The following is a 24454-nucleotide window of genomic DNA, read 5'->3' on the forward strand; positions in this document are numbered from 1 at the left end:
ACTACCTGTCAGCGGAACCGGATGATCGCCACTTCTCCTTCGAGTGCACCCTGATAGGCCGATGCGTGCGGCTCTTCGTCCGGTACGTCCGTCAGCAGGCCGATTTGGTCGAGGTCGGCTTCGATGAAGCCTTCTTCGGCAAGCGCGTTGAGCGCTTCGCGCACGGCGGAGTCGTCATCAGGCGCTTTCAGCATGACATGGAGGTCGACGCCTTCGCCGCCGTCGGTCTCGTAGCCCTTGCCGATGATGATGAAGACCATGGGGCCGTCGGAATTGTTGTCGTTGTCTGGCGCAGTAATCATGAGTCTTCCTTCGGGGGTGTCGAATCGACCAGGCGATTCCTTTTGGTCGCACGGGTCATCTGATGGAATTGTCTTTCCGTGATTTCTTATAGGGATTTTAACGAAATACCAAAGTCCATCTTGCCGAAGGGGCGGCATTTCCGTATCGAAAGCGCCAAATGGCTGGTTTGCCGGGCCTTTCAGGCCTCTGTGACAAAGATAATTTCTTAACCGGCCTTGACGAAGCGACGGGAAACCAGTAGTACCGCCGCCATCAGGACCCATGTGAGGCATGGCTGTTCGGGGCGACGCGCTCTGGAGTTCACCTCAAACAAGGTTCTAAAACGCACGTTGAAGACACGAATGCTGCACGCAAGACGCCATATCGGCGTCCTCTGCTTTTCTGTGGTCCATCTGCGAAAGCGGATCGGGCCACGTTTTGCGCATTGAGACGATCGTGTGTCGTTGCCGGTGACGGCGATAGTCATGCCCGCAAGGGTGTCGAGATAGATTTATAAGGGATGGTTGAATGCCTACCGTAAACCAGCTGATCCGCAAGCCTCGCCAGGCGCAGGTAAAGCGTAACAAGGTTCCCGCTCTTCAGGAGAACCCGCAGAAGCGCGGCGTTTGCACCCGCGTCTACACGACGACGCCGAAGAAGCCGAACTCGGCTCTGCGTAAGGTCGCAAAGATCCGCCTGACCAACGGCTTCGAAGTCATTGGTTACATTCCGGGTGAAGGTCACAACCTTCAGGAACACTCAGTCGTCATGATCCGTGGCGGCCGCGTTAAGGACCTTCCGGGTGTCCGTTACCACATCATCCGCGGCGTTCTCGATACCCAGGGTGTTAAGAACCGCAAGCAGCGCCGTTCCAAGTACGGTGCAAAGCGTCCGAAGTAATTCGGTTTCAGATAATCCGGTGCTGCGCGAGGTTCTCCGCGTGGTGAAGCGCCGCTAATAGTTGAGAGACGAGAAGTACATGTCCAGACGTCACAGAGCAGAAAAGCGCGAGATCAACCCGGACCCGAAGTTCGGCGATCTGGTCGTCACCAAGTTCATGAATGCCATCATGCTCGACGGCAAGAAGTCCGTGGCTGAAAACATCGTATACGGCGCATTCGACGCCGTGCAGGGCAAGGCAAAGCAGGAGCCGCTCGGCGTGTTCCATCAGGCTTTGGATAACATCGCTCCGCACGTTGAAGTTCGTTCGCGTCGTGTCGGTGGTGCTACCTACCAGGTTCCGGTCGATGTTCGCCCGGAGCGTCGTCAGGCTCTGGCCATTCGCTGGCTGATCGCTGCTGCTCGCAAGCGCAACGAGACCACGATGGTCGACCGCCTCAGCGGCGAACTTCTCGATGCCTCCAACAACCGCGGCGCTGCCGTTAAGAAGCGCGAAGATACGCACAAGATGGCTGATGCCAACCGTGCGTTCTCGCATTATCGCTGGTAATCCCGAACGGTTTCGGAAAGGCAGTCCATTATGGCTCGCGAATATAAGATCGAAGACTACCGCAATTTCGGTATCATGGCGCACATCGACGCCGGTAAGACCACGACCACCGAGCGTATTCTTTACTACACCGGCAAGTCGCACAAGATCGGCGAAGTGCACGATGGTGCCGCCACCATGGACTGGATGGAGCAGGAGCAGGAGCGTGGCATCACGATCACCTCCGCTGCCACCACGACCTACTGGAAGGGCCGTGACGGCAAGACCCGCCGCTTCAACATTATCGACACTCCCGGCCACGTCGACTTCACCATCGAAGTCGAGCGTTCGCTGCGCGTTCTCGACGGCGCCATCGCGCTGCTCGATGCCAACGCCGGCGTTGAGCCGCAGACGGAAACCGTCTGGCGTCAGGCCGAGAAGTATCATGTTCCGCGCATGATCTTCTGCAACAAGATGGACAAGACCGGCGCCGATTTCTATCGCTCGGTCGAGATGATCAAGACCCGCCTCGGCGCTACCGCTGTCGTCATGCAGCTGCCGATCGGTGCTGAAACCGAGTTCAAGGGCGTCATCGACCTGATCGAGATGAACGCTCTCATCTGGCGCGACGAATCGCTCGGCGCTCAGTGGGACGTCGTCGAAATTCCGGAAGACATGAAGGCCAAGGCTGAAGAATATCGCGAAAAGCTGATCGAGACCGTTGTCGAGATCGACGAAGCCGCGACTGAAGCTTACCTCGAAGGCAACCTGCCTGATAACGATCAGATCCGCGCGCTCGTCCGTCGTGGCACGATCGACGTCAAGTTCCATCCGATGTTCTGCGGCACCGCCTTCAAGAACAAGGGTGTTCAGCCGCTGCTCGACGCCGTTGTCGAATACCTGCCGTCGCCGCTCGACATTCCGGCGATCAAGGGCATCGATTTCAAGACCGAGGCCGAGATCGAACGTCACGCTGACGACAGCGAGCCGTTGTCCATGCTGGCATTCAAGATCATGAACGACCCCTTCGTCGGTTCGCTGACCTTCGCCCGCGTCTACTCCGGCAAGCTCGAAAAGGGCGCGTCGGTCATGAATACGGTCAAGGACAAGCGCGAGCGTGTCGGCCGTATGCTACAGATGCACTCGAACTCGCGTGAAGACATCGAAGAAGCCTTCGCTGGCGACATCGTCGCTCTGGCCGGCCTCAAGGAAACCACCACTGGCGATACGCTCTGCGATCCGCTGAAGCCGGTTATCCTCGAGCGCATGGAATTCCCCGAGCCGGTCATCCAGATCGCGATCGAGCCGAAGACCAAGGGCGACCAGGAAAAGATGGGCCTCGCGCTCAACCGCCTGGCTGCAGAAGACCCGTCCTTCCGCGTGAAGACGGACCAGGAATCGGGCCAGACGATCATCGCCGGCATGGGTGAACTTCACCTCGACATTATCGTCGACCGTATGCGTCGTGAATTCAAGGTTGAAGCAACTGTCGGCGCGCCGCAGGTTGCTTACCGCGAAACCATCACGCGTCAGACGGAGAAGGACTACACCCACAAGAAGCAGTCGGGTGGTACCGGTCAGTTCGCTCGCGTCAAGATCGTGTTCGAACCGAACCCGGAAGGCGACGATTTCAAGTTCGAGTCCAAGATCGTCGGCGGTTCCGTTCCGAAGGAATACATCCCCGGCGTTCAGAAGGGCATCGAAAGCGTTCTGTCTTCAGGCCCGCTGGCTGGCTTCCCGATGCTCGGCGTCAAGGCGACGCTCATCGATGGCGCCTTCCACGACGTCGACTCGTCGGTTCTGGCCTTCGAAATCGCCTCGCGTGCTTGCTTCCGTGAAGCAGCCCGCGAAGCCGGCGCTCAGCTCCTCGAGCCGATGATGAAGGTCGAAGTCGTGACACCGGAAGACTACGTCGGCGACGTCATCGGCGACCTGAACTCGCGTCGTGGCCAGATCCAGGGCCAGGAAAGCCGCGGTATCGCTGTTGTCATCAACGCGAACGTCCCGCTGGCAAACATGTTCAAGTATGTCGATAACCTGCGTTCCATGTCTCAGGGCCGTGCACAGTACACGATGACCTTCGATCATTACGCGCCGGTTCCGTCGAACGTCGCACAGGAAATCCAGGCAAAGTATTCCGGTCAGAAGTGACCGGAATACCAATTGACCGATAACAAGAATTGATCCCTTCGGGGACAGGAAAAATGGAGAGCCGAAAATGGCAAAGAGTAAGTTTGAGCGCAATAAGCCGCACGTTAACATTGGTACGATTGGGCACGTTGACCACGGCAAGACGTCTCTGACGGCAGCGATCACGAAGTACTTCGGCGAGTACAAGGCGTATGACCAGATCGACGCTGCCCCGGAAGAAAAGGCACGTGGCATCACGATCTCGACGGCTCACGTCGAATACGAGACGCCGGCCCGTCACTATGCGCACGTCGACTGCCCCGGCCACGCCGACTATGTGAAGAACATGATCACCGGTGCCGCTCAGATGGACGGCGCGATCCTGGTTTGCTCGGCTGCCGACGGCCCGATGCCGCAGACGCGCGAGCACATCCTGCTTGCTCGCCAGGTTGGCGTTCCGGCAATCGTCGTGTTCCTGAACAAGGTCGACCAGGTTGACGACGCCGAGCTTCTGGAGCTGGTCGAGCTCGAAGTTCGCGAACTACTGTCGTCCTACGACTTCCCGGGCGACGACATTCCGGTGGTCAAGGGTTCGGCTCTGGCAGCACTTGAAGATTCGGACAAGAAGATCGGCGAAGACGCGATCCGCGAGCTGATGGCGGCTGTTGACGCCTACATCCCGACGCCTGAGCGTCCGATCGACCAGCCGTTCCTGATGCCGATCGAAGACGTGTTCTCGATCTCTGGCCGTGGTACGGTTGTGACGGGCCGCGTCGAGCGCGGTATCGTCAAGGTTGGTGAAGAAGTCGAGATCGTCGGCATTCGTCCGACGTCGAAGACGACGGTGACCGGCGTTGAAATGTTCCGCAAGCTGCTCGATCAGGGCCAGGCCGGCGACAACATCGGCGCGCTGATCCGCGGTGTGAACCGTGACGGCGTCGAGCGTGGTCAGATTCTTTGCAAGCCGGGTTCTGTGAAGCCGCACAAGAAGTTCATGGCCGAAGCCTACATCCTGACGAAGGAAGAAGGCGGCCGTCATACGCCGTTCTTCACGAACTACCGTCCGCAGTTCTACTTCCGCACGACGGATGTCACCGGCATCGTGACGCTTCCGGAAGGCACGGAAATGGTCATGCCGGGCGACAACGTCACGGTTGCCGTTGAGCTGATCGTGCCGATCGCGATGGAAGAAAAGCTGCGCTTCGCCATCCGCGAAGGCGGCCGTACCGTCGGCGCAGGCATCGTCGCATCCATCGTCGAGTAATAAAGCAGGCGGCTGGGCCAAGGCCCGCAAATGAGTGATGGGGACGCCGGTGAATTCGGTGTCCCTCTCGATCTTTGAAACCGGTGGCCCGCCTCAGGTAACTAAAGCTAAAGACGTGTCTTTTAGAGAGACGCGCAGATAACAAACACAAGGATAAAGTCGAATGAACGGCCAGAATATCCGCATCCGCCTTAAGGCGTTCGATCATCGGATTCTCGACGCTTCCACGCGCGAGATCGTATCGACGGCTAAGCGCACCGGTGCCAGCGTCCGGGGCCCCGTTCCGCTTCCGACCCGTATCGAGAAGTTCACGGTTAACCGGTCCCCGCACATCGACAAGAAGAGCCGCGAGCAGTTCGAGATGCGCACGCACAAGCGCCTTCTCGACATCGTTGACCCGACCCCGCAGACGGTAGATGCGCTGATGAAGCTCGATCTCGCCGCCGGTGTCGATGTTGAGATCAAGCTCTGAGACCTTGGGTTCTCGAGCTGAATGAGAAGGATTGAACCGATGCGTTCAGGTGTGATTGCACAGAAGGTGGGAATGACGCGCGTCTACAATGACGCCGGCGAGCACGTCCCGGTTACCGTATTGCGTATGGAAAGCTGCCAGGTCGTGGCCCAGCGCACAGTTGAAAAGAATGGCTACACCGCAGTACAGCTCGGTGCCGGCCAGGCGAAAGTTAAGAACACGACGAAGGCCCTGCGCGGTCATTTCGCCGTCGCAAGTGTAGAGCCAAAGGCCAAGCTCGCAGAATTCCGTGTCACGGAAGACAATCTGCTCGACGTTGGCACCGAGCTCAGCGCGGGTCACTTCACGGCTGGTCAGCTCGTCGACGTGACCGGCACGACGGTTGGTAAGGGCTTTGCCGGCGCCATCAAGCGCCACGGTTTCGGCGGTCTGCGTGCCACGCACGGTGTGTCGGTTTCGCACCGCTCGCACGGTTCGACCGGCTCGCGCCAGGATCCGGGCAAGGTGTTCAAGAACAAGAAGATGGCTGGTCACATGGGCCAGACGCGCGTGACGACGCAGAACCTTGAAGTGGTATCGACCGATGAAGATCGCGGTCTGATCCTCGTCAAGGGCGCGGTTCCCGGCTCCAAGGGTGCCTGGATCATCGTGCGCGACGCCGTCAAGTCGGCATCGAAGTAAGGGAGCCAAACCAATGGAATTGAACGTCAAGACCCTCGAGGGCAAAGACGCTGGGAAGGTTTCCCTTTCTGATGCGATTTTCGGCCTCGAACCGCGTGAAGATATCATCGCACGCGTCATTCGCTGGCAGCTTGCCAAGAAGCGCCAGGGCACGCACAAGGCTAAGGGCCGCGCAGAAGTGTGGCGCACAGGCGCTAAGATGTACAAGCAGAAGGGTACGGGCCGCGCTCGTCACCATTCGGCTCGTGCTCCGCAGTTCCGCGGCGGTGGTAAGGCTCACGGCCCGGTCGTGCGCAGCCATGAACATGACCTGCCGAAGAAGGTTCGCGCCCTCGGCTTGCGTCTTGCTCTCTCCGCTAAGTTCAAGGCCGAGGATGTTATCATTCTCGACAGCCTCGTTGCAGCTGATGCCAAGACCAAGGTTCTGGCCGGCGCTTTCGAGACGCTGGGCCTGACCAATGCGCTCTTCATCGGTGGTGCCGAGCTCGACAGCAACTTCAAGCTCGCAGCCGCCAACATCCCGAATATCGATGTTCTGCCGGTTCAGGGCATCAATGTTTATGACATCCTGCGCCGCGGCAAGCTCGTCCTGTCCAAGGCTGCAGTTGAAGCTCTAGAGGAGCGATTCAAGTGACGGATCTTCGCCATTACGATGTGATCGTTTCTCCTGCGATCACCGAAAAGTCCACGCTGCTGTCGGACAATAACCAGGTTGTTTTCAACGTTGCCAAGACTGCGACGAAGCCAGAAATCAAGGCTGCCGTCGAAGCGCTGTTCGGCGTCAAGGTTACGGCCGTCAACACTCTGCTGCGCCTGGGCAAGACCAAGCGGTTTAAAGGTCTCGTCGGCAAGCAGAAGGACGTGAAGAAGGCTATCGTGACGCTCGCCGAAGGCCAGTCGATCGACGTCTCCACCGGTCTCTGAGGAATAAGAAAATGGCATTGAAAACATTCAATCCGACGACCCCGAGCCAGCGTCAGCTGGTCATCGTCGACCGGTCTTCGCTCTACAAGGGCAAGCCGGTCAAGGCCCTGACCGAAGGCCTGTCCTCCAAGGGCGGCCGCAACAACCTGGGCCGCATCACCGTGCGTTTCCAGGGCGGTGGTCACAAGCGCACCTATCGTCTGGTCGACTTCAAGCGTCGCAAGTTCGACGTCGAGGGCACGGTTGAGCGTATCGAATACGATCCGAACCGTACCGCTTACATCGCTCTGGTGAAGTACACGGACAGCGAACTGGCCTATATCATCGCTCCGCAGCGTCTCGCTGCCGGCGACAAGGTCATCGCTTCCGAGAAGGCCGTGGACGTGAAGCCGGGCAACACCATGCCGCTTCAGTTCATCCCGGTCGGCTCCATCATCCACAACGTGGAAATGAAGCCGGGCAAGGGTGGCCAGATCGCTCGCTCCGCCGGTTCCTACGCCCAGCTCGTTGGTCGTGACCAGGGCATGGCGATCCTTCGCCTGAACTCTGGCGAGCAGCGCCTGGTGCATGGCACTTGCCTTGCAACGATCGGCGCGGTTTCGAACCCGGACCACGGCAACATCAACGACGGCAAGGCTGGTCGTTCGCGTTGGCGCGGTAAGAAGCCGCACGTCCGCGGTGTCGTCATGAACCCGGTCGACCATCCGCACGGCGGCGGTGAAGGCCGCACCTCCGGTGGTCGCCATCCGGTGACCCCATGGGGTAAGCCGACCAAGGGCAAGCGTACGCGGTCGAACAAGTCGACCGACAAGATGATCATGCGCTCGCGCCATCAGCGCAAGAAGTAAGAGAGGAAGTCTCAAGTGGCTCGTTCAGTATGGAAAGGTCCGTTTGTTGACGGCTATCTTCTCAAGAAGGCTGAGAAGGTGCGTGAAGGCGGACGTAACGAAGTGATCAAGATGTGGAGCCGTCGCTCCACCATCATGCCGCAGTTCGTTGGTCTCACCTTTGGTGTTTACAACGGCAGCAAGCATATTCCGGTCAGCGTCAATGAAGACATGGTCGGACACAAGTTCGGCGAGTTCGCCCCGACCCGTACCTATTATGGTCACGGTGCGGACAAGAAGGCGAAGAGGAAGTAACAAAATGGGCAAGGCAAAAACCGAACGCCGGCTGAAGGACAACGAGGCGCAGGCAATTGCGCGTACGCTCCGTGTCAGCCCGCAGAAGCTCAACCTGGTCGCGGCTTCGATCCGCGGCAAGAAGGTTGATCGCGCGCTCGCAGAGCTGGAATTCTCCCGCAAGCGTATCGCAGGCGCCGTCAAGAAGACGCTTGAATCTGCGATCGCCAATGCAGAGAACAACCACGATCTCGACGTTGACTCGCTCGTCGTAGCGGAAGCTTACGTCGGCAAGTCGATCGTCATGAAGCGTTTCCACGCTCGTGGCCGTGGCCGTGCGTCTCGCATCGAGCGTCCGTTCGCGCATCTGACGATTGTCGTTCGTGAAGTGGAAGCTCAAGGGGAGGTCGCATAATGGGTCAGAAAATCAATCCAATCGGTTTTCGTCTTGGCATCAACCGTACCTGGGATAGCCGCTGGTTCGCGGACAATGCCGAGTATGGCCAGCTTCTCCACGAAGACCTGAAGATGCGCAAGTTCGTCATGAACGAACTGAAGCAGGCTGGTATCTCCAAGGTGGTCATCGAGCGTCCGCACAAGAAGTGCCGCGTCACGATCCACTCGGCTCGTCCGGGCCTGATCATCGGCAAGAAGGGCGCTGACATCGACAAGCTCCGCAAGAAGCTGTCGGACATGACGAATTCCGAAACGCACCTCAACATCGTTGAAGTGCGCAAGCCGGAAATCGACGCGACGCTGGTTGCCCAGTCGATCGCTCAGCAGCTCGAGCGCCGTGTTGCTTTCCGTCGCGCCATGAAGCGCGCCGTTCAGTCCGCGATGCGTCTTGGCGCCGAAGGCATCAAGATCACCTGCGCCGGCCGTCTTGGCGGTGCTGAAATCGCTCGTACGGAATGGTACCGCGAAGGTCGCGTGCCGCTGCATACGCTGCGCGCCGACATCGACTACGGTACGGCTGAAGCAGAAACCGCTTTCGGCATCTGCGGCATCAAGGTTTGGATCTTCAAGGGCGAAATCCTTGAGCACGATCCGATGGCCTCCGAACGCCGTGCGATGGAAGGCGACGCCCAGGGTCCGGCTAGCCGTGATCGCGATAGAGACCGTCGCCGCGACAACGCTTGATAGCGTGCGTGGCAGATAAGTTCGGAGAATAGGAAAATGTTGCAGCCAAAGCGTACGAAGTACCGCAAGCAATTCAAGGGCCGCATCAAGGGCGTTGCCAAGGGTGGTTCTGATCTGGCGTTCGGCGAATTCGGCCTGAAGTCGCAGGAGCCTAACCGCGTCAACGCTCGTGAGATCGAAGCGGCTCGCCGCGCGATCACCCGTCATATGAAGCGTGCCGGTCGTGTATGGATCCGCGTGTTCCCGGATGTTCCGGTAACCAAGAAGCCGACCGAAGTCCGTATGGGTAAGGGTAAGGGCTCCGTCGAATACTGGGCATGCAAGGTCAAGCCCGGCCGTATGATGTTCGAGATCGATGGTGTGAGCGAAGAAATCGCTCGTGAGGCTCTGCGCCTTGGTTCCGCCAAGCTCTCGGTCAAGACGCGCTTCGTGCAGCGCATTGCAGAGTAAGGAAGAAGCTCATGAAAGCCGCAGATGTTCGCGCCCTGAGCGCCGACCAACTCAAGGACGAGCTTGCCAAGCTGAAGAAGGAGCAGTTCAACCTGCGCTTTCAGAAGGCGACCGGCCAGCTTGAGAAGTCCTCGCGCATCAACGAAGTCCGCAAGGACATCGCTCGCGTAAAAACCATTGCCCGCCAGAAGGCGGCAGAAGCAAAGGCCTAAAGGAAAAATAACATGCCGAAGCGCATTCTGCAGGGCGTCGTGGTCAGCGACAAGAACGAGAAGACGGTAGTAGTCCGCGTTGAGCGTCGTTTCGCTCACCCGCTGCTCCAGAAGACTGTTCGTCGTTCCAAGAAGTACAAGGCTCACGACGAGAACAATCAGTACAAAATCGGTGACACCGTTTCCATCGAGGAATGCGCGCCGATCTCCAAGGACAAGACCTGGACGGTCGTTTCCGCCCAGGCCAAGTAACAGAATTTCGCTCAGGCCCTTGCGCTTGGGCGAAATATCTGTATGAAGCACGAGCTTGGAAGCAGGACGCTCGAGTACGAGCGTTCTTTTGCTTTATTGATGGCCGGCGAAGATGACCCTGGTGGTCCCGAGCGCTGGAGAAATCAGACAAGAGACTAGTCCATAAGCCGGGGTAGGGGGTCGTTAGGCCCAACCATTCCGGTAACAACAAGAAGGCGACCTGACATGATTCAGATGCAAACAAACCTCGACGTGGCGGATAATTCCGGCGCACGTCGTGTCATGTGCATCAAGGTGCTGGGCGGCTCGAAGCGCAAGTATGCCTCGATCGGCGACGTCATCGTCGTTTCGATCAAGGAAGCTATTCCGCGCGGCCGTGTGAAGAAGGGTGACGTGATGAAGGCGGTTGTTGTTCGCACCGCCAAGGACATCCGTCGTCCGGATGGCAGCGTCATCCGCTTCGATACCAACGCAGCAGTCCTCATCGACAACAAGAAAGAGCCGATCGGCACCCGTATCTTCGGACCGGTTCCGCGCGAACTTCGCGCCAAGAACCACATGAAGATCATCTCGCTGGCTCCAGAAGTACTGTAAGGAGCGGAGCGATGCAAAAGATCCGTAAAGGCGACAAGGTTGTCGTATTGGCCGGCAAGGACAAGGGCCGCACCGGCGAAGTCATTCAAGTAATGCCGAAGGAAGACCGTGCGGTCGTCCGTGGCGTCAACGTCATTAAGCGCCACCAGCGCCAGACGCAGACCCAGGAAGCTGGCATTATCAGCAAGGAAGCCTCGCTTCACCTGTCCAACCTGGCGATCGTCGACAAGGACGGTAAGCCGACCCGCGTCGGTTTCAAGGTTGTAGAAGGCAAGAAGGTCCGCGTGGCCAAGACCTCGGGAGAAGTGATCGATGGCTGAGGTAAAATACGAGCCGCGGCTCAAGAAGGAATACGGCACCCGCATCCGCGCGGCCATGCAGGAGAAGTTCTCCTACGCCAACGAGATGCAGATCCCGAAGCTTGATAAGATCGTGATCAACATGGGCGTGGGTGAGGCAACGGCTGATTCGAAGAAGCCGACTGTTGCTGCTGCCGACCTCGCGGCGATCGCTGGTCAGAAGCCGGTCATCACGCACGCGCGCAATTCCATCGCTGGCTTCAAGGTCCGCGAGAATATGCCGATCGGCGCCAAGGTGACGCTGCGCGGCGCCCGCATGTATGAGTTCCTGGATCGCCTGGTCAACATCGCGCTTCCGCGCGTTCGCGACTTCCGCGGCCTGAACCCGAAGAGCTTTGACGGTCGTGGCAATTTTGCCATGGGCATCAAGGAACACATTGTGTTCCCTGAGATCAACTACGACAAGGTTGATCAGATGTGGGGCATGGACATCATCGTTTGCACGACGGCGAACACGGACGACGAAGCGCGGGCTCTTTTGACAGAGTTCAACTTCCCGTTCCGTCAATAACCGTAACGACGAGCGTAGAAAAGGAACCCTGATATGGCGAAGACAAGCGCAGTTGAAAAGAACAAGCGCCGCCGCAATACGGTTGCCACCCAGGCCGCGAAGCGTGCTGCACTGAAGGCAATCATCATGAACCAGTCTCTTTCGATCGAAGACCGGTTCAAGGCCACACTGAAGCTGGCATCGCTCCCGCGCGATGGATCGAAGACCCGTATTCGCAATCGCTGCGAAGTGTCGGGCCGTCCGCGCGCCTACTACCGCAAACTGCGCATGTCGCGTATCGCGCTGCGTGAACTCGGCAATTTCGGCAAGGTGCCGGGCATTGTCAAGTCGAGCTGGTAAGGAGCAGATTAGATGACTATGACTGATCCTTTGGGCGATATGCTCACCCGCATCCGCAATGGCGCTTCGCGTCGCAAGTCGTCGGTTTCGACGCCTGCGTCCAAGCTCCGTGCACGCGTTCTCGATGTTCTGCAGGCTGAAGGCTACATCCGTGGCTACTCCGTCGTCGATTTCGGCAACGGCAAGTCTGAGCTCAGCATCGAGCTGAAATACTACGAAGGCACATCGGTGATCCGCGAGATCGGCCGTGTGTCCAAGCCGGGCCGCCGAGTTTATGTCTCGGTTAAGTCCATTCCGCAGGTCGCGAACGGTCTCGGCATCACCATCCTTTCGACTCCGAAGGGTGTGATGGCCGATCACCAGGCTCGTGAACAGAATGTTGGTGGCGAGGTTCTCTGCTCGGTCTTCTAAGATCGGACAGAGATCTCCTTCGAAACAGACAGGTTTGAACAAATGTCTCGTATCGGTAAAAAGCCCGTTCAGGTGCCTGCAGGGATCACGGCCTCGGTTGATGGCCAAAAAGTGACTGCCAAGGGCCCCAAGGGTGAGCTGTTTTTCGTCGCTAACGACGAAATCGGTCTCAAGCTGGAAAACAATGCAATCGTCGTAACGCCGATTAACGACTCGAAGGATGCTCGCGCAAAGTGGGGCATGTCCCGCACGATGATCGAGAACATCTTCAAGGGTGTTAAGGACGGCTACGAGCGCAAGCTCGAAATCAACGGCGTCGGCTACCGTGCCTCCATGCAGGGCAAGAACCTGCAGCTCGCGCTCGGCTTCAGCCACGACGTGGTCTATGAGCCGCCGCAGGGTATTTCGATCGCTGTGCCGAAGCCGACGGAAATCGTCGTCACCGGCATCAACAAGCAGCAGGTCGGCCAGGTTGCCGCAGAAATCCGCGAATACCGCGGTCCTGAGCCTTACAAGGGCAAGGGTGTTAAGTACGCTGACGAGCGGATCGTCCGCAAAGAAGGCAAGAAGAAGTAAGGATCACGCGAAATGGCTAGCAGGAAAGAAGCACTTGCGCGTCGCGCCAACCGCGTGCGCCGTCAAATCAAGGCGGTGGCCAATGGCCGTCCGCGCCTGTCGGTTCATCGCTCGTCAAAGAACATCTACGCCCAGGTCATTGATGACGCGGCTGGCAAGACCCTTGCGGCTGCCTCCACGCTCGACAAGGATCTGCGCGGTTCTCTGAAGACCGGTGCCGATACCGCCGCCGCAGCCCTGGTTGGCAAGCTCGTTGCCGAGCGCGCCTCCAAGGCCGGCGTGAAGGAAGTCGTGTTCGATCGCGGCGCCTTCATCTATCACGGCCGCATCAAGGCTCTCGCCGATGCGGCTCGCGAAGGCGGCCTGACCTTCTAATCAAGTTTCCGGCCGGTAGCCGATAGGGCGCCGGCCGGATTTCACCGGACCGCAAATCTCCGTTTGGAGGTTGATGCGGTCTTTGTTGTTTGCCGATTGCACCCGGAAAAGAAAAAGGAAGAGGACAATGGCACAGGAAAAGAGGGGCTCGCGGGATGACCGTCAGAGCCGTGACGAGCGCGATAGCGAATTCGTCGACAAGCTGGTCGCGATCAACCGCGTCGCCAAGGTTGTAAAGGGTGGCCGCCGCTTCGGTTTCGCCGCTCTCGTCGTCGTCGGTGACCAGAAGGGCCGCGTTGGCTTCGGTCATGGCAAGGCACGCGAAGTGCCGGAAGCCATCCGCAAGGCCACCGAAAGCGCCAAGCGCGATCTGATCTTCGTACCGCTGCGCGACGGTCGTACGCTGCATCACGACGTCCATGGCCGTCATGGCGCCGGCAAGGTTCTGCTGCGCTCGGCCAAGGTCGGTACCGGTATCATCGCCGGCGGTCCGATGCGCGCCGTTTTCGAAACGCTCGGCGTTCATGACGTCGTTGCCAAGTCGACCGGTTCGTCGAACCCGTACAACATGGTTCGCGCCACGTTCGACGCCCTGAAGCACCAGGTTCACCCGAAGGACATCGCAGCTCAGCGCGGCATCAAGTATGCCACCCTGCAGGCTCGTCGTACCGCTTCGGGCAACGCCTCCGAAGAATAAGGGAGTTTGACCTATGGCCAAGACGACCAAGAAGGCTGAAGCCAAGACCGTTACGGTCGAGCAGGTTGGCAGCCCGATCCGCCGTCCGGACGTTCAGCAGAAGACGCTGATCGGTCTCGGACTGAACAAGATGCACCGTCGCCGCACGCTGGAAGATACCCCGGCCGTTCGTGGCATGATCCGTGCTGTCCAGCATCTCGTTCGCGTTGTCGACGAGAAGTGAGCCGGAGGTAATTCGCTATGAAATTGAATGAGATCAAGGATAACGAAGGCTCGACCCACAGCCGCAAGCGCCTCGGCCGCGGCATCGGCTCCGGCTCCGGCAAGACCGGCGGTCGTGGTGTGAAGGGTCAGAAGTCCCGTTCGGGCGTTGCGATCAACGGCTTCGAAGGTGGTCAGATGCCCATCTATCGTCGCCTGCCGAAGCGCGGCTTCACCAACATCTTCGCCGCCGATTACGTTGTCGTATCGCTGGCTCGCATCCAGGCTGCCGTCGATGCCGGCAAGCTCGATGCCAAGAAGACCGTTGATGCCGCTGCCCTCAAGGCTGCGGGCGTGATTCGCCGCGTCAAGGATGGCGTTCGTGTTCTCTCGGACGGCGAGCTGAAGGCGAAGATTACGCTTGAAGTTGCAGGCGCTTCCAAGCCGGCGGTCGAAAAGATCGAAAAGGCTGGCGGCTCCATCAAGCTGCTCGCTTCTGCCGCAGAATAATATTATCAATAATCGCCCGGGGTGCTTCACTTCGGGCGATTTTGCTCCCATATGTGAGCCTCACGAACCTGAACGATGCGCCAGTATCTTTCCGGGGAATAACGGGAACCAAGGGTGAGGCGCCCGATTGCAATGCAATCCGTCCGAAGCCCGGCTTTTGAACAATTTACATACTGATTCCGGGCCCGGCCGATTATGCCGGAATTGGTAGTGCGGAGATTTGCATGGCTTCTGCAGCGGAACAATTGGCGTCCAATCTCAATTTTTCGACCTTCGCCAAAGCCGAGGATCTCAAGAAACGCTTGTGGTTCACGCTTGGCGCTCTTCTCGTCTACCGACTCGGCACCCACATTCCGCTTCCCGGCCTCAATCCTGCCGCTTACGCCCAGGCTTTCCAGAATCAGTCGGGCGGTATCCTTGGCCTGTTCAACATGTTCTCGGGCGGTGCCGTGCAGCGCATGGCGATCTTTGCGCTCGGCATCATGCCTTATATTTCGGCCTCGATCATCGTTCAGCTGATGACGTCGGTCGTGCCTTCGCTTGAGAACCTGAAGAAGGAAGGCGAGCAGGGCCGTAAGATCATCAACCAGTACACCCGCTACGGTACGGTGCTGCTCGGCGCGTTGCAGGCTTATGGTATTGCGATCGGCCTTGAGCATGGCAACGGCGTCGTCATAGATCCAGGCTGGTTCTTCCGCCTTTCGACCGTCGTCACGCTGCTCGGCGGCACGATGTTCCTGATGTGGCTCGGCGAGCAGGTTACCTCGCGCGGCATCGGCAACGGTATTTCGCTGATCATCTTCGCGGGCATCGCAGCCGGTCTGCCGACGGCACTTGCCGGTACGCTCGAACTCGGCCGAACCGGCGCTCTGTCGACCGGTCTCATTCTCGCCGTGCTCGTCGTCGCCGTTCTAGTCATTGCGCTCATCGTTTTCGTCGAGCGTGCGCAGCGTCGTCTGCTGATCCAGTATCCGAAGCGACAGGTCGGCACGCGCATGTTCCAGGGCGATACGTCGCACCTGCCGCTGAAGCTGAACACGTCTGGTGTTATCCCGGCGATCTTTGCCTCGTCGCTGCTGCTTCTTCCGGCAACCATCGCCGGTCTCGGCAACAACACGGCGCTGCCGACCTGGGTCACCTCGATCGTCGCGGCCCTCGGTCACGGCCAGCCGCTCTACATGGTGCTCTATGCCGGCCTGATCGCCTTCTTCGCCTTCTTCTATACCGCACTGGTCTTCAACCCGAAGGACACGGCGGACAACTTGAAGAAGCACGGCGGCTTCATTCCCGGAATTCGTCCGGGGGAGCGCACCGCCGAATATATCGATTACGTGCTGACCCGTATCACGGTCATCGGCGCGATCTACCTCGTCTTCGTCTGCATTCTGCCCGAAATTCTCGTGTCCCAGACCGGTATTCCCTTGTCTCTGGGTGGCACTTCGCTTCTGATCGTGGTTAGCGTAACGCTGGATACGGTGGCGCAGATTCAGGGTCACCTGATTGCACAGCAATATGAAGGCCTGATCAAGAAATCGAAGTTGCGTGGAGGAAAGAGGGGGCGATGAGACTCATACTTTTAGGGCCGCCGGGAGCAGGTAAGGGGACCCAGGCCCAGCGTATCGTGGAAAAGCACGGTATTCCGCAGCTTTCCACAGGCGATATGCTGCGGGCTGCGGTGGCGGCTGAGACTGAAGTTGGCAAGCGTGCCAAGGCCGTCATGGACGCAGGCAAGCTTGTTTCCGACGAGATTGTCAATGCCATCGTTTCCGAGCGCATCGATCAACCGGATTGCGCCAGGGGTTTCATTCTTGACGGTTTTCCGCGCACTCTGGTGCAAGCGGATGCCACCGAGCGGATGCTGCAGGCCAAGGGTCTGGAACTTTCCGTTGTCATCGAGCTCAAGGTTGATGATGCCGAACTGATTCGCCGCGTCTCCGGCCGTTATTCTTGCTCGAACTGCGGCAGTGTCTATCATGACACCGACAAGGTTCCGGCGACGGCTGGTGTCTGCGACAAATGCGGCTCGACGCATTTCAAGCGCCGGCCGGATGACAATGCCGAGACCATGGCAACCCGTCTCCAAGTCTACTACAAGGAGACCTCGCCGCTGATCGGCTACTACTACGCCAAGGGCAAGCTGCAGAGCATCGACGGCATGGCCGATATCGAGCATGTGACTGACAGCATCGAAGGTATCCTGGCTAAGCTTTAGATAGCTTAAAATAAACTTGCCGGAGCGGTTGCTTTTTTGCGCTGATTCCGCTAAACACCGCGCCAACTCGCGACATGCTATGCGATCGGCGCGGATTTCCATCGGGAAGTCCGGGTACGGTCGTTTTGACATGTTGCGGACTCAATCGAACAAGCAGCTCCCGGGCTGCATAACAAGACCCTTTGCCCTAAGGCAAAAGGAATGCAAGGAGAACAGGCGTGGCTCGTATCGCTGGCGTCAACATCCCGACTGCAAAGCGCGTAGTTATTGCGCTTCGTTACATTCACGGGATCGGACCGAAGTTTGCACAGGAAATCTGCGAGAAGGTCGGTATTCCGGCCGAGCGTCGCGTCAATCAGTTGACGGATGCTGAAGTTCTGCAGATCCGCGAAACCATCGACCGTGACTATCAGGTCGAAGGTGACCTGCGTCGCGACACCGCGATGAACATCAAGCGTCTGATGGACCTGGGCAGCTACCGCGGCCTGCGTCATCGTCGCGGCCTGCCGGTTCGCGGCCAGCGCACGCACACCAATGCTCGTACCCGCAAGGGTCCGGCAAAGGCGATTGCTGGTAAGAAGAAGTAATTTCCGGGCAACCGGATGTGGGAGGCTGGCGGTCCGCCGGCCTCTTTTGAGTTTGGAGCGGCGCCCCACGGGTGTCGCTTCGGTGTAGCCGCTGGGATTACGGCGGTGCAGAGATCCAAGAAAGGACTAACATGGCCAAGGAAGCCGTCCGCGTTCGCCGTCGCGAGCGCAAGAATATTTCGTCGGGCGTCGCACACGTCAACTCGACCTTCAACAACACGATGATCACCATCACCGACGCACAGGGCAACGCGATTGCCTGGTCGTCTGCTGGTGCCAAGGGCTTCAAGGGTTCGCGCAAGTCGACCCCGTTCGCTGCCCAGATCGCTGCTGAAGACTGCGCCAAGAAGGCTCAGGAACATGGCATGAAGTCGCTGGAAGTTGAAGTTTGCGGCCCGGGCTCCGGTCGTGAATCCGCTCTGCGCGCGCTCCAGGCTGCTGGTTTCATGATCACGTCCATCCGCGACGTGACCCCGATCCCGCACAATGGTTGCCGCCCGCGCAAGAAGCGTCGCGTCTGATCATCGCCACTCTCGACACCGGCCGGGGCAGATGCGCCCGGCCTGGTGTTTCTCAAGCTCGGTTGCCACGATTGGATGGTGGCAACGAACGGAAGGCAAAAACATGATTCAGAAAAACTGGCAGGAACTGATCAAGCCGAACAAGGTCGAGTTCACCTCGAGCGGCCGCACCAAGGCAACGCTCGTGGCCGAACCGCTGGAGCGTGGCTTCGGTCTCACCCTCGGCAACGCGCTTCGTCGCGTTCTGCTGTCCTCTCTGCGTGGCGCCGCTGTGACGGCCGTGCAGATCGACGGCGTGCTGCATGAGTTCTCCTCTATCCCGGGCGTCCGGGAAGACGTGACGGACATCGTGCTGAACATCAAGGAAATCGCCATCAAGATGGATGGCGATGATGCCAAGCGCATGGTCGTCCGCAAGCAGGGCCCAGGCGTAGTAACGGCTGGCGACATCCAGACGGTCGGCGATATCGAAATCCTCAACCCCGAGCATGTCATCTGCACGCTCGACGAGGGCGCCGAAATCCGCATGGAATTCACCGTCAACAACGGCAAGGGCTATGTCCCGGCCGAGCGCAATCGTGCGGAAGATGCTCCGATTGGTCTCATCCCGGTCGACAGCCTCTATTCGCCGGTCAAGAAGGTGTCCTACAAGGTTGAAAACACCCGTGAAGGACAGGTTCTCGACTACGACAAGCTGAGCATGTCGCTCGAAACCGATGGTTCGATCAGCGGTGAAGATGCTGTCGCTTTCGCGGCTCGCATCCTGCAGGATCAGCTTGGCGTGTTCGTCAACTTCGACGAGCCGCAGAAGGAAACCGAAGAGGAAGCAGTTACCGAACTCGCTTTCAACCCGGCTCTCCTCAAGAAGGTGGACGAACTGGAACTGTCCGTTCGCTCGGCAAATTGCCTGAAGAACGACAACATCGTCTATATCGGCGACCTCATTCAGAAGACCGAAGCAGAAATGCTCCGCACGCCGAATTTTGGTCGCAAGTCGCTGAACGAAATCAAGGAAGTTCTCGCTTCCATGGGTCTGCACCTCGGCATGGAAGTGCCGGCATGGCCGCCTGAGAACATCGAAGATCTCGCCAAGCGATACGAAGACCAATACTAAGGCCGCAAGCGCTCCTTGGAGCGCTTTAAGCTGGCCTTGGCATCTTTAAACAGCGCATGCACCTTTCGCTCCGCCGGGAATTGGAGCGGGGCATGCGCCCAACAAACTGCAGGTGAACGATGCCTGCAAGTGAAGGAGAATAGCAATGCGCCACGGTAAAGCCGGCCGCAAGCTGAACAGAACCGCTAGCCACCGTAAGGCGATGTTCGCCAACATGGCAGCTTCGCTCATCACCCATGAGCAGATCGTCACCACGCTTCCGAAGGCGAAGGAAATTCGTCCGATCGTTGAGAAGCTGGTTACCCTCGGCAAGCGCGGCGACCTGCACGCTCGTCGTCAGGCCATCTCGCAGATCCGCGACGCCGTTGTCGTCGCCAAGCTGTTCGATGCGATCGCAACGCGCTACGCCACCCGCAACGGCGGCTACCTGCGTATCATGAAGGCCGGCTTCCGCCAGGGCGACAATGCCGCTCTCGCAGTCGTCGAATTCGTCGATCGTGACACCTCTGCCAAGGGCGCAGCCGACAAGGCTCGCGTTGCTGCCGAGGAAGAAGCTGCAGCCGCTTAAGGCAAGCTTCGAATAAAAGATCGAGGGCCGGATGAGCGATCATCCGGCCTTTTGGCGTTTGGAGTTTTACCGGAAGCTGCGTCGCCCGACGGCTCATGCTCTTCAGCTGTAGGGATGACAATTGGACATGCGGCGGCAATTCATGCGCAGAAGGATTTCGCTGGTTCTGGCCCTGTTGCTGACAATCGCCAGCGGCCTTGCACTCCGGCGATTTGGGTATGCGGCCAATCTTCCCTTTGCCGTCGTCAAATATGGCGGTTCGATATTGTGGGGAGCGATGGTCTATTGGCTGCTGGCCACGATATTCGTCTCCAGCAGGCCATTCAGGATTGCCGCGGTGGCATTGATCCTGGCGGTGGCAGTCGAACTCTTCAGGCTCTGGCATACGCCTACACTTGACGCATTTCGATTGACCACTGCGGGAGCCCTGTTGCTGGGAAGGGTGTTCTCACTTTGGAATATCGCGGCTTATGCCACGGGGATAGCGGCGGCTCTGGCGCTTGATCGCATCCTGTCGGCGTCGAAACGCACGATCTGATATTTTCGGCAAAACCTGACAACAGCGCGCGGCATCGCTGAGGCTGGATGAGCGATCATTTGGCGGTTTGCCGTTTGCCGCATGCGCGGAAGTTCAGGAGCGCAGGAGCTTCCGCTATTCCGCGGCCACGACTTGTCGCCGCGAGGGTTCGCTGCGGTGAAGATAGACGGCGAATGTGTCCCAAGGTGGCGAGATGGAGAGCTGCGTCAGCAGCCGGCCAATCTCGCCCCTGTGATACCCTCCGTGAATGACGACCTGGGTGAGCATTTCCTGACGCGACATGCAGCCCCTATCTCCGTCGGTGAATACGAACGGCAGAGATTCTGCCAGCAGGTCGGAACTGACCGTTTCGAGATATCGCAGATACCATTGATCCGATGCAACGACTGCGGCGCGAAGTTCCGCTAGAGACGGCGTGTCGGGCGTATTATCAGCCGTGAAGCCATGCTCTTGCCCGGTGAGATGCGCCGCGAATATCCGGCCGACGACATGGGAATGGTTCATCAACCGTATCGCCATGTGGCGCTCCTTGCCATGCTGTGCGGGATCGAGATGACCGATACTGTCGAGCAGTTCCTCATTCGCCCAGGCCTGATAGCTGAAAAGAGTGCTTAGCAACGACAGTTCGCTCATGATGAATCTACCCTTTGGTTGTCCCGGAAAATGCGAGTAATGTGTGCATATTTTCCGAGAGCAGGGCGTACATGTCTACTCGCATTAAAAAGCCGGGATCGCCGATGCGAAAAGAGCCGAGCCAGGCGCGTTCCCGGGCGACGGTCGAAGCAATCATCGAAGCAGGTGCTCGCGTTTTGGGCGACCGCGGATGGGCGGGGTTCACGACCAATGCCGTCGCAGTGGTCGCCGGGATAAGCATTGGCTCGCTCTACCAGTATTTTCCCGACAAGCTTTCTTTGGTCGAGGCCATTCGTCGTCACCACTTCGATGAGGTTCTGGCTGTCATGCGGAGGGCGACGGCCGGTGAACTGCCGTTGGCAGAGAGTGCCGAAGGACTCGTTCAAGGCATGATCGATGCTCATAACGTCAATCCCGAGCTTCACAGGGTGCTCCTGGATGAAGCGCCGGGGCATGATGGTTCGAGGTTGGCCCATGACGCCTTCCTGGCGGAGTATCACAGTCATTACAGGAGTTTTCTCGCCGTGCATCGTAACGGCCACGGCGGTCCAGCCAACGATGTTCTTGCGCAGCTGCTGTCCGGTGCGGTCGAGGGTGTGATCCATAGTGCGGCCCGAAAGCGTGCGCTCGGGTCGCCGGAGCTGAAGCAGGAGTTGATCAGGATGATCTGTTCCTATCTGCGCAGCGCCGACTAGCCCCGGTATGATCCGCCCGTCGCTGCGCGCATAGCTGCGTTTCGCATTTTAGATGGCAATATGCGCCCATATGCTTTGAATCCTAATTAGTTCAGTGCTAATAGATTGCTATGAAATCGTTTAACGCCCTGCAACGCATCTTCACCGCAAACCTGCTGTCAACCGGCCGCCAATGGCGTCGGGTCGTCGACCTCGCGCTGAGTTCCTACGGCTTGTCGGAGGCCGCGGCGGCACCACTGCTGTGGATCGGCCGTCTGGGAGGAGGTATCCGGCAGGTGGTTCTCGCCACCTATGTCGGCATCGAGGGGCCGTCCCTGGTTCGGCTGCTTGATCAGCTCGAAAGCATGGGCCTCGTCATCCGCAAGGATGATCCGACGGATCGCCGCGCGAAAGGTCTGTGGCTGACAGCGGAAGGCGAGGCGCTTGCCTCCCGCATGGAGGACGCGCTCGACGAACTGCGTGGCAGGATCCTCGCCAATGTCGACCGGGCCGATATCGAAGCTGCCATCCGCGTCCTGAAGGCCTTCGAGGAGTTCGAGGCGCCGCGGACTGTCGATGCCGAGCAGGAGCGGGAGAAGGTCTTATGAGCATTCCATCCTGGCGGGACTGGCTATTTTCGGTCAAGGCGTTCATCGCGGCCATCATGGCGCTATTCATTGCGTTGTCGCTGGACCTTCCGCGCCCTTACTGGGCCATGGCTGCCGTCTACGTCGTTGCCAATCCTCTCGCGGGAGCAACGAGCTCGAAGGCGCTCTATCGCGCTCTGGGCACGCTTATCGGCGCCTGTGCCTCGGTGATCTTCGTTCCGCTCCTGGTCAATGCGCCGGAATTGCTCTCCGTCGTCGTGGCGCTCTGGACTGGGACCCTGCTGTTCATCGCGATGCTCGACCGTACGTCGCGCAGTTATGTCTTCATGCTCGCCGCCTATTCGCTGCCGCTGATCGCGCTGCCGACCGTCGGTTCGCCCGAAACCGTATTTGATGTAGCGCTTGCCCGCTCCGAGGAGATCATCATCGGCATCGTTTGCGCAAGCGTCGTCAGTTCCATCATCTTCCCGAGCAGTGTGGGAACCGTGCTGGGGCAGCGCATCAGCTCCTGGCTCGACGATGCCGGCACCTGGGCCGATGAAATCCTGCGCGGAGAGGGCGCTGCACCCGCGACCCCGCTGAAGCGGCAGAAACTTGCCGCCGACGTCTCCGGCCTCGACCTCGTCATCAGCCAGCTTAAATATGATGCGGGCAGCCGCGATATCGTCAGGCATTCCCGTGAGCTGCGCGGTCGTCTGTTGATGTTGCTGCCGCTCTTCTCGTCGCTCGCCGATCGCCTGCATGCGCTGAAGGCGGGCGAAAAGCCGCTGCCTCAGGAGCTTGTCACGGTCCTGAACGAAGTCGCCGATTGGCTGGGGCAGGGCGGCCGCGGCAAGGCCGACGATACCGCGGATGCCTTGTCCAGAAAGATCGAGGAGTTGCAGCAGAATGACCTTGATCTCGGCTGGGACGATCTCGTCCGGTCGAGCGCTCTGGCTCGGCTGAAGGAAATCGTCGATCTCTGGCAGGATTGCCTGACGTTGCGCGACCAGATCGTTTCAGGGCAGCAGGTCGGCACCTGGCGGCCCGCCTTCCGGCACCGGAACGTCGTCGGGCACAGCAGGCACTATGACTATGCCATGCTTGCCTTCTCGGCCGGTGCGGTCGTGGTCGGTATCGCCGTCGCCTGCTTCTTCTGGATCTATTCCGGATGGGAGGATGGCGCCGGTTTCGTCACCATGGCGGCCGTCGCCTGTTCGTTTTTTGCCTCGCTCGATCGTCCCGCGCCCTTCATTACCTCCATGTTCATCTGGAGCGCGATGAGCTTGGTGATCGCCTGCCTCTATATCTTCGCCATATTGCCCTCCATCTCCGGCTTCGAGATGCTGGTGCTGGTCTTCGCGCCGCCCTTCCTGGTGATGGGTCTTTTGATCCCACGGCCGCAGACGAACCTGCTTGCCATGCTGCTGGCGGTGAACGGCGCGACGTTCATAGCGTTACAGGATCGCTACACCGCCGATTTCGCCAGTTTTACCAACAGCGCCATCGCCGCCTTGGCAGGCATCGGCTTCGCGCTCGTCTGGACTCTGGTCACCCGTCCGTTCGGCTCCGAACTCACCGCATGGCGACTGGTGCGGGCCGGCTGGACCGACCTTGCCGAAACGGCGGCTGGCATTCGCCGCGCCGACCATGAGCGCCTGTCTGGCCGCATTCTCGATCGGCTCGGCCAGCTCGTGCCGCGCCTTGCCGGCATTGAGGACCGCGAGCTGAAGAAGGTCGACGGCTACGCCGATGTCCGGCTCGGCTTCAATGTGCTGATGCTGCAGAAGGAGCGTGTGCAACTGAATTCCGCCGCTGCCGCGTCCGTCAGCGAAGTCCTGATCGGCGTATCCGATTTCTATCGGTCGCGGCTGAAGGCCAAGCGTGCCATCGATCCGTCCGACGAGTTGCGCGTATCGATCGATCGCGGTCTCGAAGCGGTTGCGCAGAACAAGCGCGAGCTTGGCCGGGCCAGCCTCGATGCCCTCGTGGGACTTCGCCGCGCGCTCTTCCCGCATGCCGAGCCGCCGGCGAGCTGGCAACTGCCAATATCGGACACGTCTCAACCTCTTCCCATTGCCGCCGAGTAA

The 24454-nt window shown here is 59.1% G+C and carries 37 protein-coding genes; 35 read left to right on the forward strand and 2 right to left on the reverse strand.

The window, feature by feature from the left end; genetic code table 11:
• Positions 1-8 precede the first annotated feature (8 nt).
• A complete protein-coding gene (locus AB8B29_RS05230) occupies positions 9-302 on the reverse strand; it encodes a hypothetical protein (RefSeq protein WP_047562197.1) in 294 nt (97 codons plus the stop codon).
• A 508-nt stretch (positions 303-810) separates the two neighbouring features.
• Between AB8B29_RS05230 and rpsL the strand changes: the two genes are divergently transcribed.
• The 32 genes from rpsL to AB8B29_RS05390 all read left to right on the forward strand — a co-directional run bounded on the left by rpsL (position 811) and on the right by AB8B29_RS05390 (position 20470).
• The gene (gene rpsL / locus AB8B29_RS05235) at positions 811-1182 is read left to right on the forward strand and encodes a 30S ribosomal protein S12 (RefSeq protein ID WP_003507760.1); all 372 of its coding nucleotides are present in this window, start codon (positions 811-813) and stop codon (positions 1180-1182) included.
• A gap of 79 nt (positions 1183-1261) precedes the next feature.
• The gene (gene rpsG / locus AB8B29_RS05240; RefSeq protein ID WP_034513449.1) at positions 1262-1732 is read left to right on the forward strand and encodes a 30S ribosomal protein S7; all 471 of its coding nucleotides are present in this window, start codon (positions 1262-1264) and stop codon (positions 1730-1732) included.
• Between the two features lie 30 nt (positions 1733-1762).
• Positions 1763-3862: an elongation factor G gene (gene fusA / locus AB8B29_RS05245; protein WP_037201277.1), complete on the forward strand. Its 2100-nt coding sequence runs from the start codon at positions 1763-1765 to the stop codon at positions 3860-3862.
• A 67-nt stretch (positions 3863-3929) separates the two neighbouring features.
• Complete coding sequence (gene tuf / locus AB8B29_RS05250) at positions 3930-5105, forward strand: elongation factor Tu (RefSeq protein ID WP_034507401.1); 1176 nt, start codon at positions 3930-3932, stop codon at positions 5103-5105.
• A gap of 163 nt (positions 5106-5268) precedes the next feature.
• Complete coding sequence (gene rpsJ, locus AB8B29_RS05255; protein ID WP_003547547.1) at positions 5269-5577, forward strand: 30S ribosomal protein S10; 309 nt, start codon at positions 5269-5271, stop codon at positions 5575-5577.
• A 39-nt stretch (positions 5578-5616) separates the two neighbouring features.
• On the forward strand, positions 5617-6258 hold the full coding sequence (gene rplC, locus AB8B29_RS05260; RefSeq protein ID WP_037199976.1) for a 50S ribosomal protein L3: 642 nt from the start codon (positions 5617-5619) through the stop codon (positions 6256-6258).
• Positions 6259-6271: 13 nt separating this feature from the next.
• The gene (rplD, locus tag AB8B29_RS05265) at positions 6272-6892 is read left to right on the forward strand and encodes a 50S ribosomal protein L4 (RefSeq protein WP_037199975.1); all 621 of its coding nucleotides are present in this window, start codon (positions 6272-6274) and stop codon (positions 6890-6892) included.
• Positions 6889-7182, forward strand: coding sequence for a 50S ribosomal protein L23 (locus AB8B29_RS05270; protein ID WP_007690755.1), 294 nt, complete (start codon positions 6889-6891; stop codon positions 7180-7182). The genes rplD and AB8B29_RS05270 overlap by 4 nt, the downstream gene beginning before the upstream one ends.
• An 11-nt stretch (positions 7183-7193) precedes the next feature.
• Positions 7194-8030: a 50S ribosomal protein L2 gene (gene rplB, locus AB8B29_RS05275; protein WP_037199972.1), complete on the forward strand. Its 837-nt coding sequence runs from the start codon at positions 7194-7196 to the stop codon at positions 8028-8030.
• A gap of 15 nt (positions 8031-8045) precedes the next feature.
• Positions 8046-8324, forward strand: a complete 279-nt coding sequence (rpsS, locus tag AB8B29_RS05280; protein ID WP_037199970.1) for a 30S ribosomal protein S19 — start codon at positions 8046-8048, stop codon at positions 8322-8324.
• 4 nt (positions 8325-8328) lie between these two features.
• Entirely contained in the window at positions 8329-8718 is a 390-nt protein-coding gene (gene rplV, locus AB8B29_RS05285; protein ID WP_034507393.1) for a 50S ribosomal protein L22, read from the forward strand.
• Positions 8718-9443: a 30S ribosomal protein S3 gene (gene rpsC, locus AB8B29_RS05290; protein WP_034507390.1), complete on the forward strand. Its 726-nt coding sequence runs from the start codon at positions 8718-8720 to the stop codon at positions 9441-9443. The genes rplV and rpsC overlap by 1 nt, the downstream gene beginning before the upstream one ends.
• A 36-nt stretch (positions 9444-9479) precedes the next feature.
• Positions 9480-9893: a 50S ribosomal protein L16 gene (gene rplP / locus AB8B29_RS05295; RefSeq protein WP_034507389.1), complete on the forward strand. Its 414-nt coding sequence runs from the start codon at positions 9480-9482 to the stop codon at positions 9891-9893.
• 11 nt (positions 9894-9904) lie between these two features.
• Complete coding sequence (gene rpmC, locus AB8B29_RS05300) at positions 9905-10105, forward strand: 50S ribosomal protein L29 (protein WP_007690763.1); 201 nt, start codon at positions 9905-9907, stop codon at positions 10103-10105.
• Between the two features lie 12 nt (positions 10106-10117).
• Complete coding sequence (rpsQ, locus tag AB8B29_RS05305) at positions 10118-10357, forward strand: 30S ribosomal protein S17 (protein ID WP_034507387.1); 240 nt, start codon at positions 10118-10120, stop codon at positions 10355-10357.
• 225 nt (positions 10358-10582) lie between these two features.
• Positions 10583-10951 (forward strand): 50S ribosomal protein L14, encoded by a 369-nt coding sequence (rplN, locus tag AB8B29_RS05310; protein WP_003573790.1) that lies wholly within the window; start codon positions 10583-10585, stop codon positions 10949-10951.
• A gap of 11 nt (positions 10952-10962) precedes the next feature.
• A complete protein-coding gene (rplX, locus tag AB8B29_RS05315; RefSeq protein ID WP_007690770.1) occupies positions 10963-11271 on the forward strand; it encodes a 50S ribosomal protein L24 in 309 nt (102 codons plus the stop codon).
• Positions 11264-11821 carry a 50S ribosomal protein L5 gene (gene rplE / locus AB8B29_RS05320; RefSeq protein WP_037199965.1) on the forward strand — a complete coding sequence of 186 codons (558 nt, stop codon included), beginning with the start codon at positions 11264-11266 and terminating at the stop codon, positions 11819-11821. The genes rplX and rplE overlap by 8 nt, the downstream gene beginning before the upstream one ends.
• Positions 11822-11854: 33 nt before the next feature.
• Positions 11855-12160 (forward strand): 30S ribosomal protein S14, encoded by a 306-nt coding sequence (gene rpsN / locus AB8B29_RS05325; protein ID WP_034507383.1) that lies wholly within the window; start codon positions 11855-11857, stop codon positions 12158-12160.
• Positions 12161-12172: 12 nt separating this feature from the next.
• Entirely contained in the window at positions 12173-12571 is a 399-nt protein-coding gene (gene rpsH / locus AB8B29_RS05330; protein ID WP_034507380.1) for a 30S ribosomal protein S8, read from the forward strand.
• Between the two features lie 42 nt (positions 12572-12613).
• The gene (gene rplF / locus AB8B29_RS05335) at positions 12614-13147 is read left to right on the forward strand and encodes a 50S ribosomal protein L6 (protein WP_037199963.1); all 534 of its coding nucleotides are present in this window, start codon (positions 12614-12616) and stop codon (positions 13145-13147) included.
• Between the two features lie 12 nt (positions 13148-13159).
• Positions 13160-13522, forward strand: coding sequence for a 50S ribosomal protein L18 (gene rplR, locus AB8B29_RS05340; RefSeq protein WP_034507377.1), 363 nt, complete (start codon positions 13160-13162; stop codon positions 13520-13522).
• 127 nt (positions 13523-13649) lie between these two features.
• Complete coding sequence (gene rpsE / locus AB8B29_RS05345) at positions 13650-14219, forward strand: 30S ribosomal protein S5 (protein WP_034507374.1); 570 nt, start codon at positions 13650-13652, stop codon at positions 14217-14219.
• Positions 14220-14232: 13 nt separating this feature from the next.
• The gene (gene rpmD, locus AB8B29_RS05350) at positions 14233-14442 is read left to right on the forward strand and encodes a 50S ribosomal protein L30 (protein ID WP_034507370.1); all 210 of its coding nucleotides are present in this window, start codon (positions 14233-14235) and stop codon (positions 14440-14442) included.
• Positions 14443-14459: 17 nt separating this feature from the next.
• Positions 14460-14930, forward strand: a complete 471-nt coding sequence (rplO, locus tag AB8B29_RS05355) for a 50S ribosomal protein L15 (RefSeq protein ID WP_034507368.1) — start codon at positions 14460-14462, stop codon at positions 14928-14930.
• Positions 14931-15154: 224 nt separating this feature from the next.
• The gene (gene secY, locus AB8B29_RS05360) at positions 15155-16495 is read left to right on the forward strand and encodes a preprotein translocase subunit SecY (protein ID WP_034507365.1); all 1341 of its coding nucleotides are present in this window, start codon (positions 15155-15157) and stop codon (positions 16493-16495) included.
• Entirely contained in the window at positions 16492-17142 is a 651-nt protein-coding gene (locus AB8B29_RS05365; protein ID WP_037199961.1) for an adenylate kinase, read from the forward strand. Before secY ends, AB8B29_RS05365 begins: the two co-directional genes overlap by 4 nt.
• 218 nt (positions 17143-17360) lie before the next feature.
• A complete protein-coding gene (gene rpsM / locus AB8B29_RS05370; RefSeq protein WP_015339612.1) occupies positions 17361-17729 on the forward strand; it encodes a 30S ribosomal protein S13 in 369 nt (122 codons plus the stop codon).
• Between the two features lie 131 nt (positions 17730-17860).
• Positions 17861-18250 carry a 30S ribosomal protein S11 gene (gene rpsK, locus AB8B29_RS05375; RefSeq protein ID WP_003547577.1) on the forward strand — a complete coding sequence of 130 codons (390 nt, stop codon included), beginning with the start codon at positions 17861-17863 and terminating at the stop codon, positions 18248-18250.
• Positions 18251-18353: 103 nt separating this feature from the next.
• Positions 18354-19364: a DNA-directed RNA polymerase subunit alpha gene (locus AB8B29_RS05380; RefSeq protein WP_034507362.1), complete on the forward strand. Its 1011-nt coding sequence runs from the start codon at positions 18354-18356 to the stop codon at positions 19362-19364.
• A 145-nt stretch (positions 19365-19509) separates the two neighbouring features.
• On the forward strand, positions 19510-19932 hold the full coding sequence (gene rplQ / locus AB8B29_RS05385) for a 50S ribosomal protein L17 (RefSeq protein WP_007690793.1): 423 nt from the start codon (positions 19510-19512) through the stop codon (positions 19930-19932).
• A gap of 142 nt (positions 19933-20074) precedes the next feature.
• Positions 20075-20470, forward strand: coding sequence for a DUF2809 domain-containing protein (locus AB8B29_RS05390; protein ID WP_244655134.1), 396 nt, complete (start codon positions 20075-20077; stop codon positions 20468-20470).
• Positions 20471-20584: 114 nt separating this feature from the next.
• Here the strand turns inward: AB8B29_RS05390 and AB8B29_RS05395 are convergent, their stop codons facing one another.
• Complete coding sequence (locus AB8B29_RS05395; protein ID WP_037199958.1) at positions 20585-21103, reverse strand: DinB family protein; 519 nt, start codon at positions 21101-21103, stop codon at positions 20585-20587.
• A 71-nt stretch (positions 21104-21174) separates the two neighbouring features.
• On the opposite strand from AB8B29_RS05395, the gene AB8B29_RS05400 reads away from it, so the two are divergent.
• The 3 genes from AB8B29_RS05400 to AB8B29_RS05410 all read left to right on the forward strand — a co-directional run bounded on the left by AB8B29_RS05400 (position 21175) and on the right by AB8B29_RS05410 (position 24454).
• On the forward strand, positions 21175-21798 hold the full coding sequence (locus AB8B29_RS05400; protein WP_037199957.1) for a TetR/AcrR family transcriptional regulator: 624 nt from the start codon (positions 21175-21177) through the stop codon (positions 21796-21798).
• A 110-nt stretch (positions 21799-21908) separates the two neighbouring features.
• On the forward strand, positions 21909-22385 hold the full coding sequence (locus tag AB8B29_RS05405; RefSeq protein WP_037199955.1) for a MarR family winged helix-turn-helix transcriptional regulator: 477 nt from the start codon (positions 21909-21911) through the stop codon (positions 22383-22385).
• The gene (locus AB8B29_RS05410) at positions 22382-24454 is read left to right on the forward strand and encodes an FUSC family protein (protein WP_113118299.1); all 2073 of its coding nucleotides are present in this window, start codon (positions 22382-22384) and stop codon (positions 24452-24454) included. The genes AB8B29_RS05405 and AB8B29_RS05410 overlap by 4 nt, the downstream gene beginning before the upstream one ends.

Origin of the sequence: Rhizobium sp. 11_C7_N12_5 (assembly GCF_051811145.1) — a bacterium.
GTDB lineage: Bacteria > Pseudomonadota > Alphaproteobacteria > Rhizobiales > Rhizobiaceae > Rhizobium > Rhizobium lusitanum.

Excerpts from the sequence above, each read along its gene's own strand:
- AB8B29_RS05405 (WP_037199955.1), top strand. The coding sequence starts at position 21,909 with ATGAAATCGTTTAACGCCCTGCAACGCATCTTCACCGCAAACCTGCTG.
- rpmD (WP_034507370.1), top strand. The coding sequence starts at position 14,233 with ATGGCCAAGACGACCAAGAAGGCTGAAGCCAAGACCGTTACGGTCGAG.
- rplV (WP_034507393.1), top strand. The coding sequence starts at position 8,329 with ATGGGCAAGGCAAAAACCGAACGCCGGCTGAAGGACAACGAGGCGCAG.
- rplQ (WP_007690793.1), top strand. The coding sequence starts at position 19,510 with ATGCGCCACGGTAAAGCCGGCCGCAAGCTGAACAGAACCGCTAGCCAC.
- rpsC (WP_034507390.1), top strand. The coding sequence starts at position 8,718 with ATGGGTCAGAAAATCAATCCAATCGGTTTTCGTCTTGGCATCAACCGT.
- AB8B29_RS05380 (WP_034507362.1), top strand. The coding sequence starts at position 18,354 with ATGATTCAGAAAAACTGGCAGGAACTGATCAAGCCGAACAAGGTCGAG.
- rpsJ (WP_003547547.1), top strand. The coding sequence starts at position 5,269 with ATGAACGGCCAGAATATCCGCATCCGCCTTAAGGCGTTCGATCATCGG.
- rplD (WP_037199975.1), top strand. The coding sequence starts at position 6,272 with ATGGAATTGAACGTCAAGACCCTCGAGGGCAAAGACGCTGGGAAGGTT.
- rpsL (WP_003507760.1), top strand. The coding sequence starts at position 811 with ATGCCTACCGTAAACCAGCTGATCCGCAAGCCTCGCCAGGCGCAGGTA.
- AB8B29_RS05410 (WP_113118299.1), top strand. The coding sequence starts at position 22,382 with ATGAGCATTCCATCCTGGCGGGACTGGCTATTTTCGGTCAAGGCGTTC.
- rpsE (WP_034507374.1), top strand. The coding sequence starts at position 13,650 with ATGGCACAGGAAAAGAGGGGCTCGCGGGATGACCGTCAGAGCCGTGAC.
- AB8B29_RS05395 (WP_037199958.1), bottom strand. The coding sequence starts at position 21,103 with ATGAGCGAACTGTCGTTGCTAAGCACTCTTTTCAGCTATCAGGCCTGG.
- rpsH (WP_034507380.1), top strand. The coding sequence starts at position 12,173 with ATGACTATGACTGATCCTTTGGGCGATATGCTCACCCGCATCCGCAAT.
- rplR (WP_034507377.1), top strand. The coding sequence starts at position 13,160 with ATGGCTAGCAGGAAAGAAGCACTTGCGCGTCGCGCCAACCGCGTGCGC.
- AB8B29_RS05230 (WP_047562197.1), bottom strand. The coding sequence starts at position 302 with ATGATTACTGCGCCAGACAACGACAACAATTCCGACGGCCCCATGGTC.
- fusA (WP_037201277.1), top strand. The coding sequence starts at position 1,763 with ATGGCTCGCGAATATAAGATCGAAGACTACCGCAATTTCGGTATCATG.
- rpsN (WP_034507383.1), top strand. The coding sequence starts at position 11,855 with ATGGCGAAGACAAGCGCAGTTGAAAAGAACAAGCGCCGCCGCAATACG.
- AB8B29_RS05400 (WP_037199957.1), top strand. The coding sequence starts at position 21,175 with ATGTCTACTCGCATTAAAAAGCCGGGATCGCCGATGCGAAAAGAGCCG.
- AB8B29_RS05365 (WP_037199961.1), top strand. The coding sequence starts at position 16,492 with ATGAGACTCATACTTTTAGGGCCGCCGGGAGCAGGTAAGGGGACCCAG.
- rplF (WP_037199963.1), top strand. The coding sequence starts at position 12,614 with ATGTCTCGTATCGGTAAAAAGCCCGTTCAGGTGCCTGCAGGGATCACG.
- secY (WP_034507365.1), top strand. The coding sequence starts at position 15,155 with ATGGCTTCTGCAGCGGAACAATTGGCGTCCAATCTCAATTTTTCGACC.
- rpmC (WP_007690763.1), top strand. The coding sequence starts at position 9,905 with ATGAAAGCCGCAGATGTTCGCGCCCTGAGCGCCGACCAACTCAAGGAC.
- rpsK (WP_003547577.1), top strand. The coding sequence starts at position 17,861 with ATGGCCAAGGAAGCCGTCCGCGTTCGCCGTCGCGAGCGCAAGAATATT.
- rplO (WP_034507368.1), top strand. The coding sequence starts at position 14,460 with ATGAAATTGAATGAGATCAAGGATAACGAAGGCTCGACCCACAGCCGC.
- rplC (WP_037199976.1), top strand. The coding sequence starts at position 5,617 with ATGCGTTCAGGTGTGATTGCACAGAAGGTGGGAATGACGCGCGTCTAC.
- rplP (WP_034507389.1), top strand. The coding sequence starts at position 9,480 with ATGTTGCAGCCAAAGCGTACGAAGTACCGCAAGCAATTCAAGGGCCGC.
- rpsQ (WP_034507387.1), top strand. The coding sequence starts at position 10,118 with ATGCCGAAGCGCATTCTGCAGGGCGTCGTGGTCAGCGACAAGAACGAG.
- AB8B29_RS05390 (WP_244655134.1), top strand. The coding sequence starts at position 20,075 with ATGCGCAGAAGGATTTCGCTGGTTCTGGCCCTGTTGCTGACAATCGCC.
- rpsG (WP_034513449.1), top strand. The coding sequence starts at position 1,262 with ATGTCCAGACGTCACAGAGCAGAAAAGCGCGAGATCAACCCGGACCCG.
- rplB (WP_037199972.1), top strand. The coding sequence starts at position 7,194 with ATGGCATTGAAAACATTCAATCCGACGACCCCGAGCCAGCGTCAGCTG.
- rplN (WP_003573790.1), top strand. The coding sequence starts at position 10,583 with ATGATTCAGATGCAAACAAACCTCGACGTGGCGGATAATTCCGGCGCA.
- rplE (WP_037199965.1), top strand. The coding sequence starts at position 11,264 with ATGGCTGAGGTAAAATACGAGCCGCGGCTCAAGAAGGAATACGGCACC.
- rplX (WP_007690770.1), top strand. The coding sequence starts at position 10,963 with ATGCAAAAGATCCGTAAAGGCGACAAGGTTGTCGTATTGGCCGGCAAG.
- tuf (WP_034507401.1), top strand. The coding sequence starts at position 3,930 with ATGGCAAAGAGTAAGTTTGAGCGCAATAAGCCGCACGTTAACATTGGT.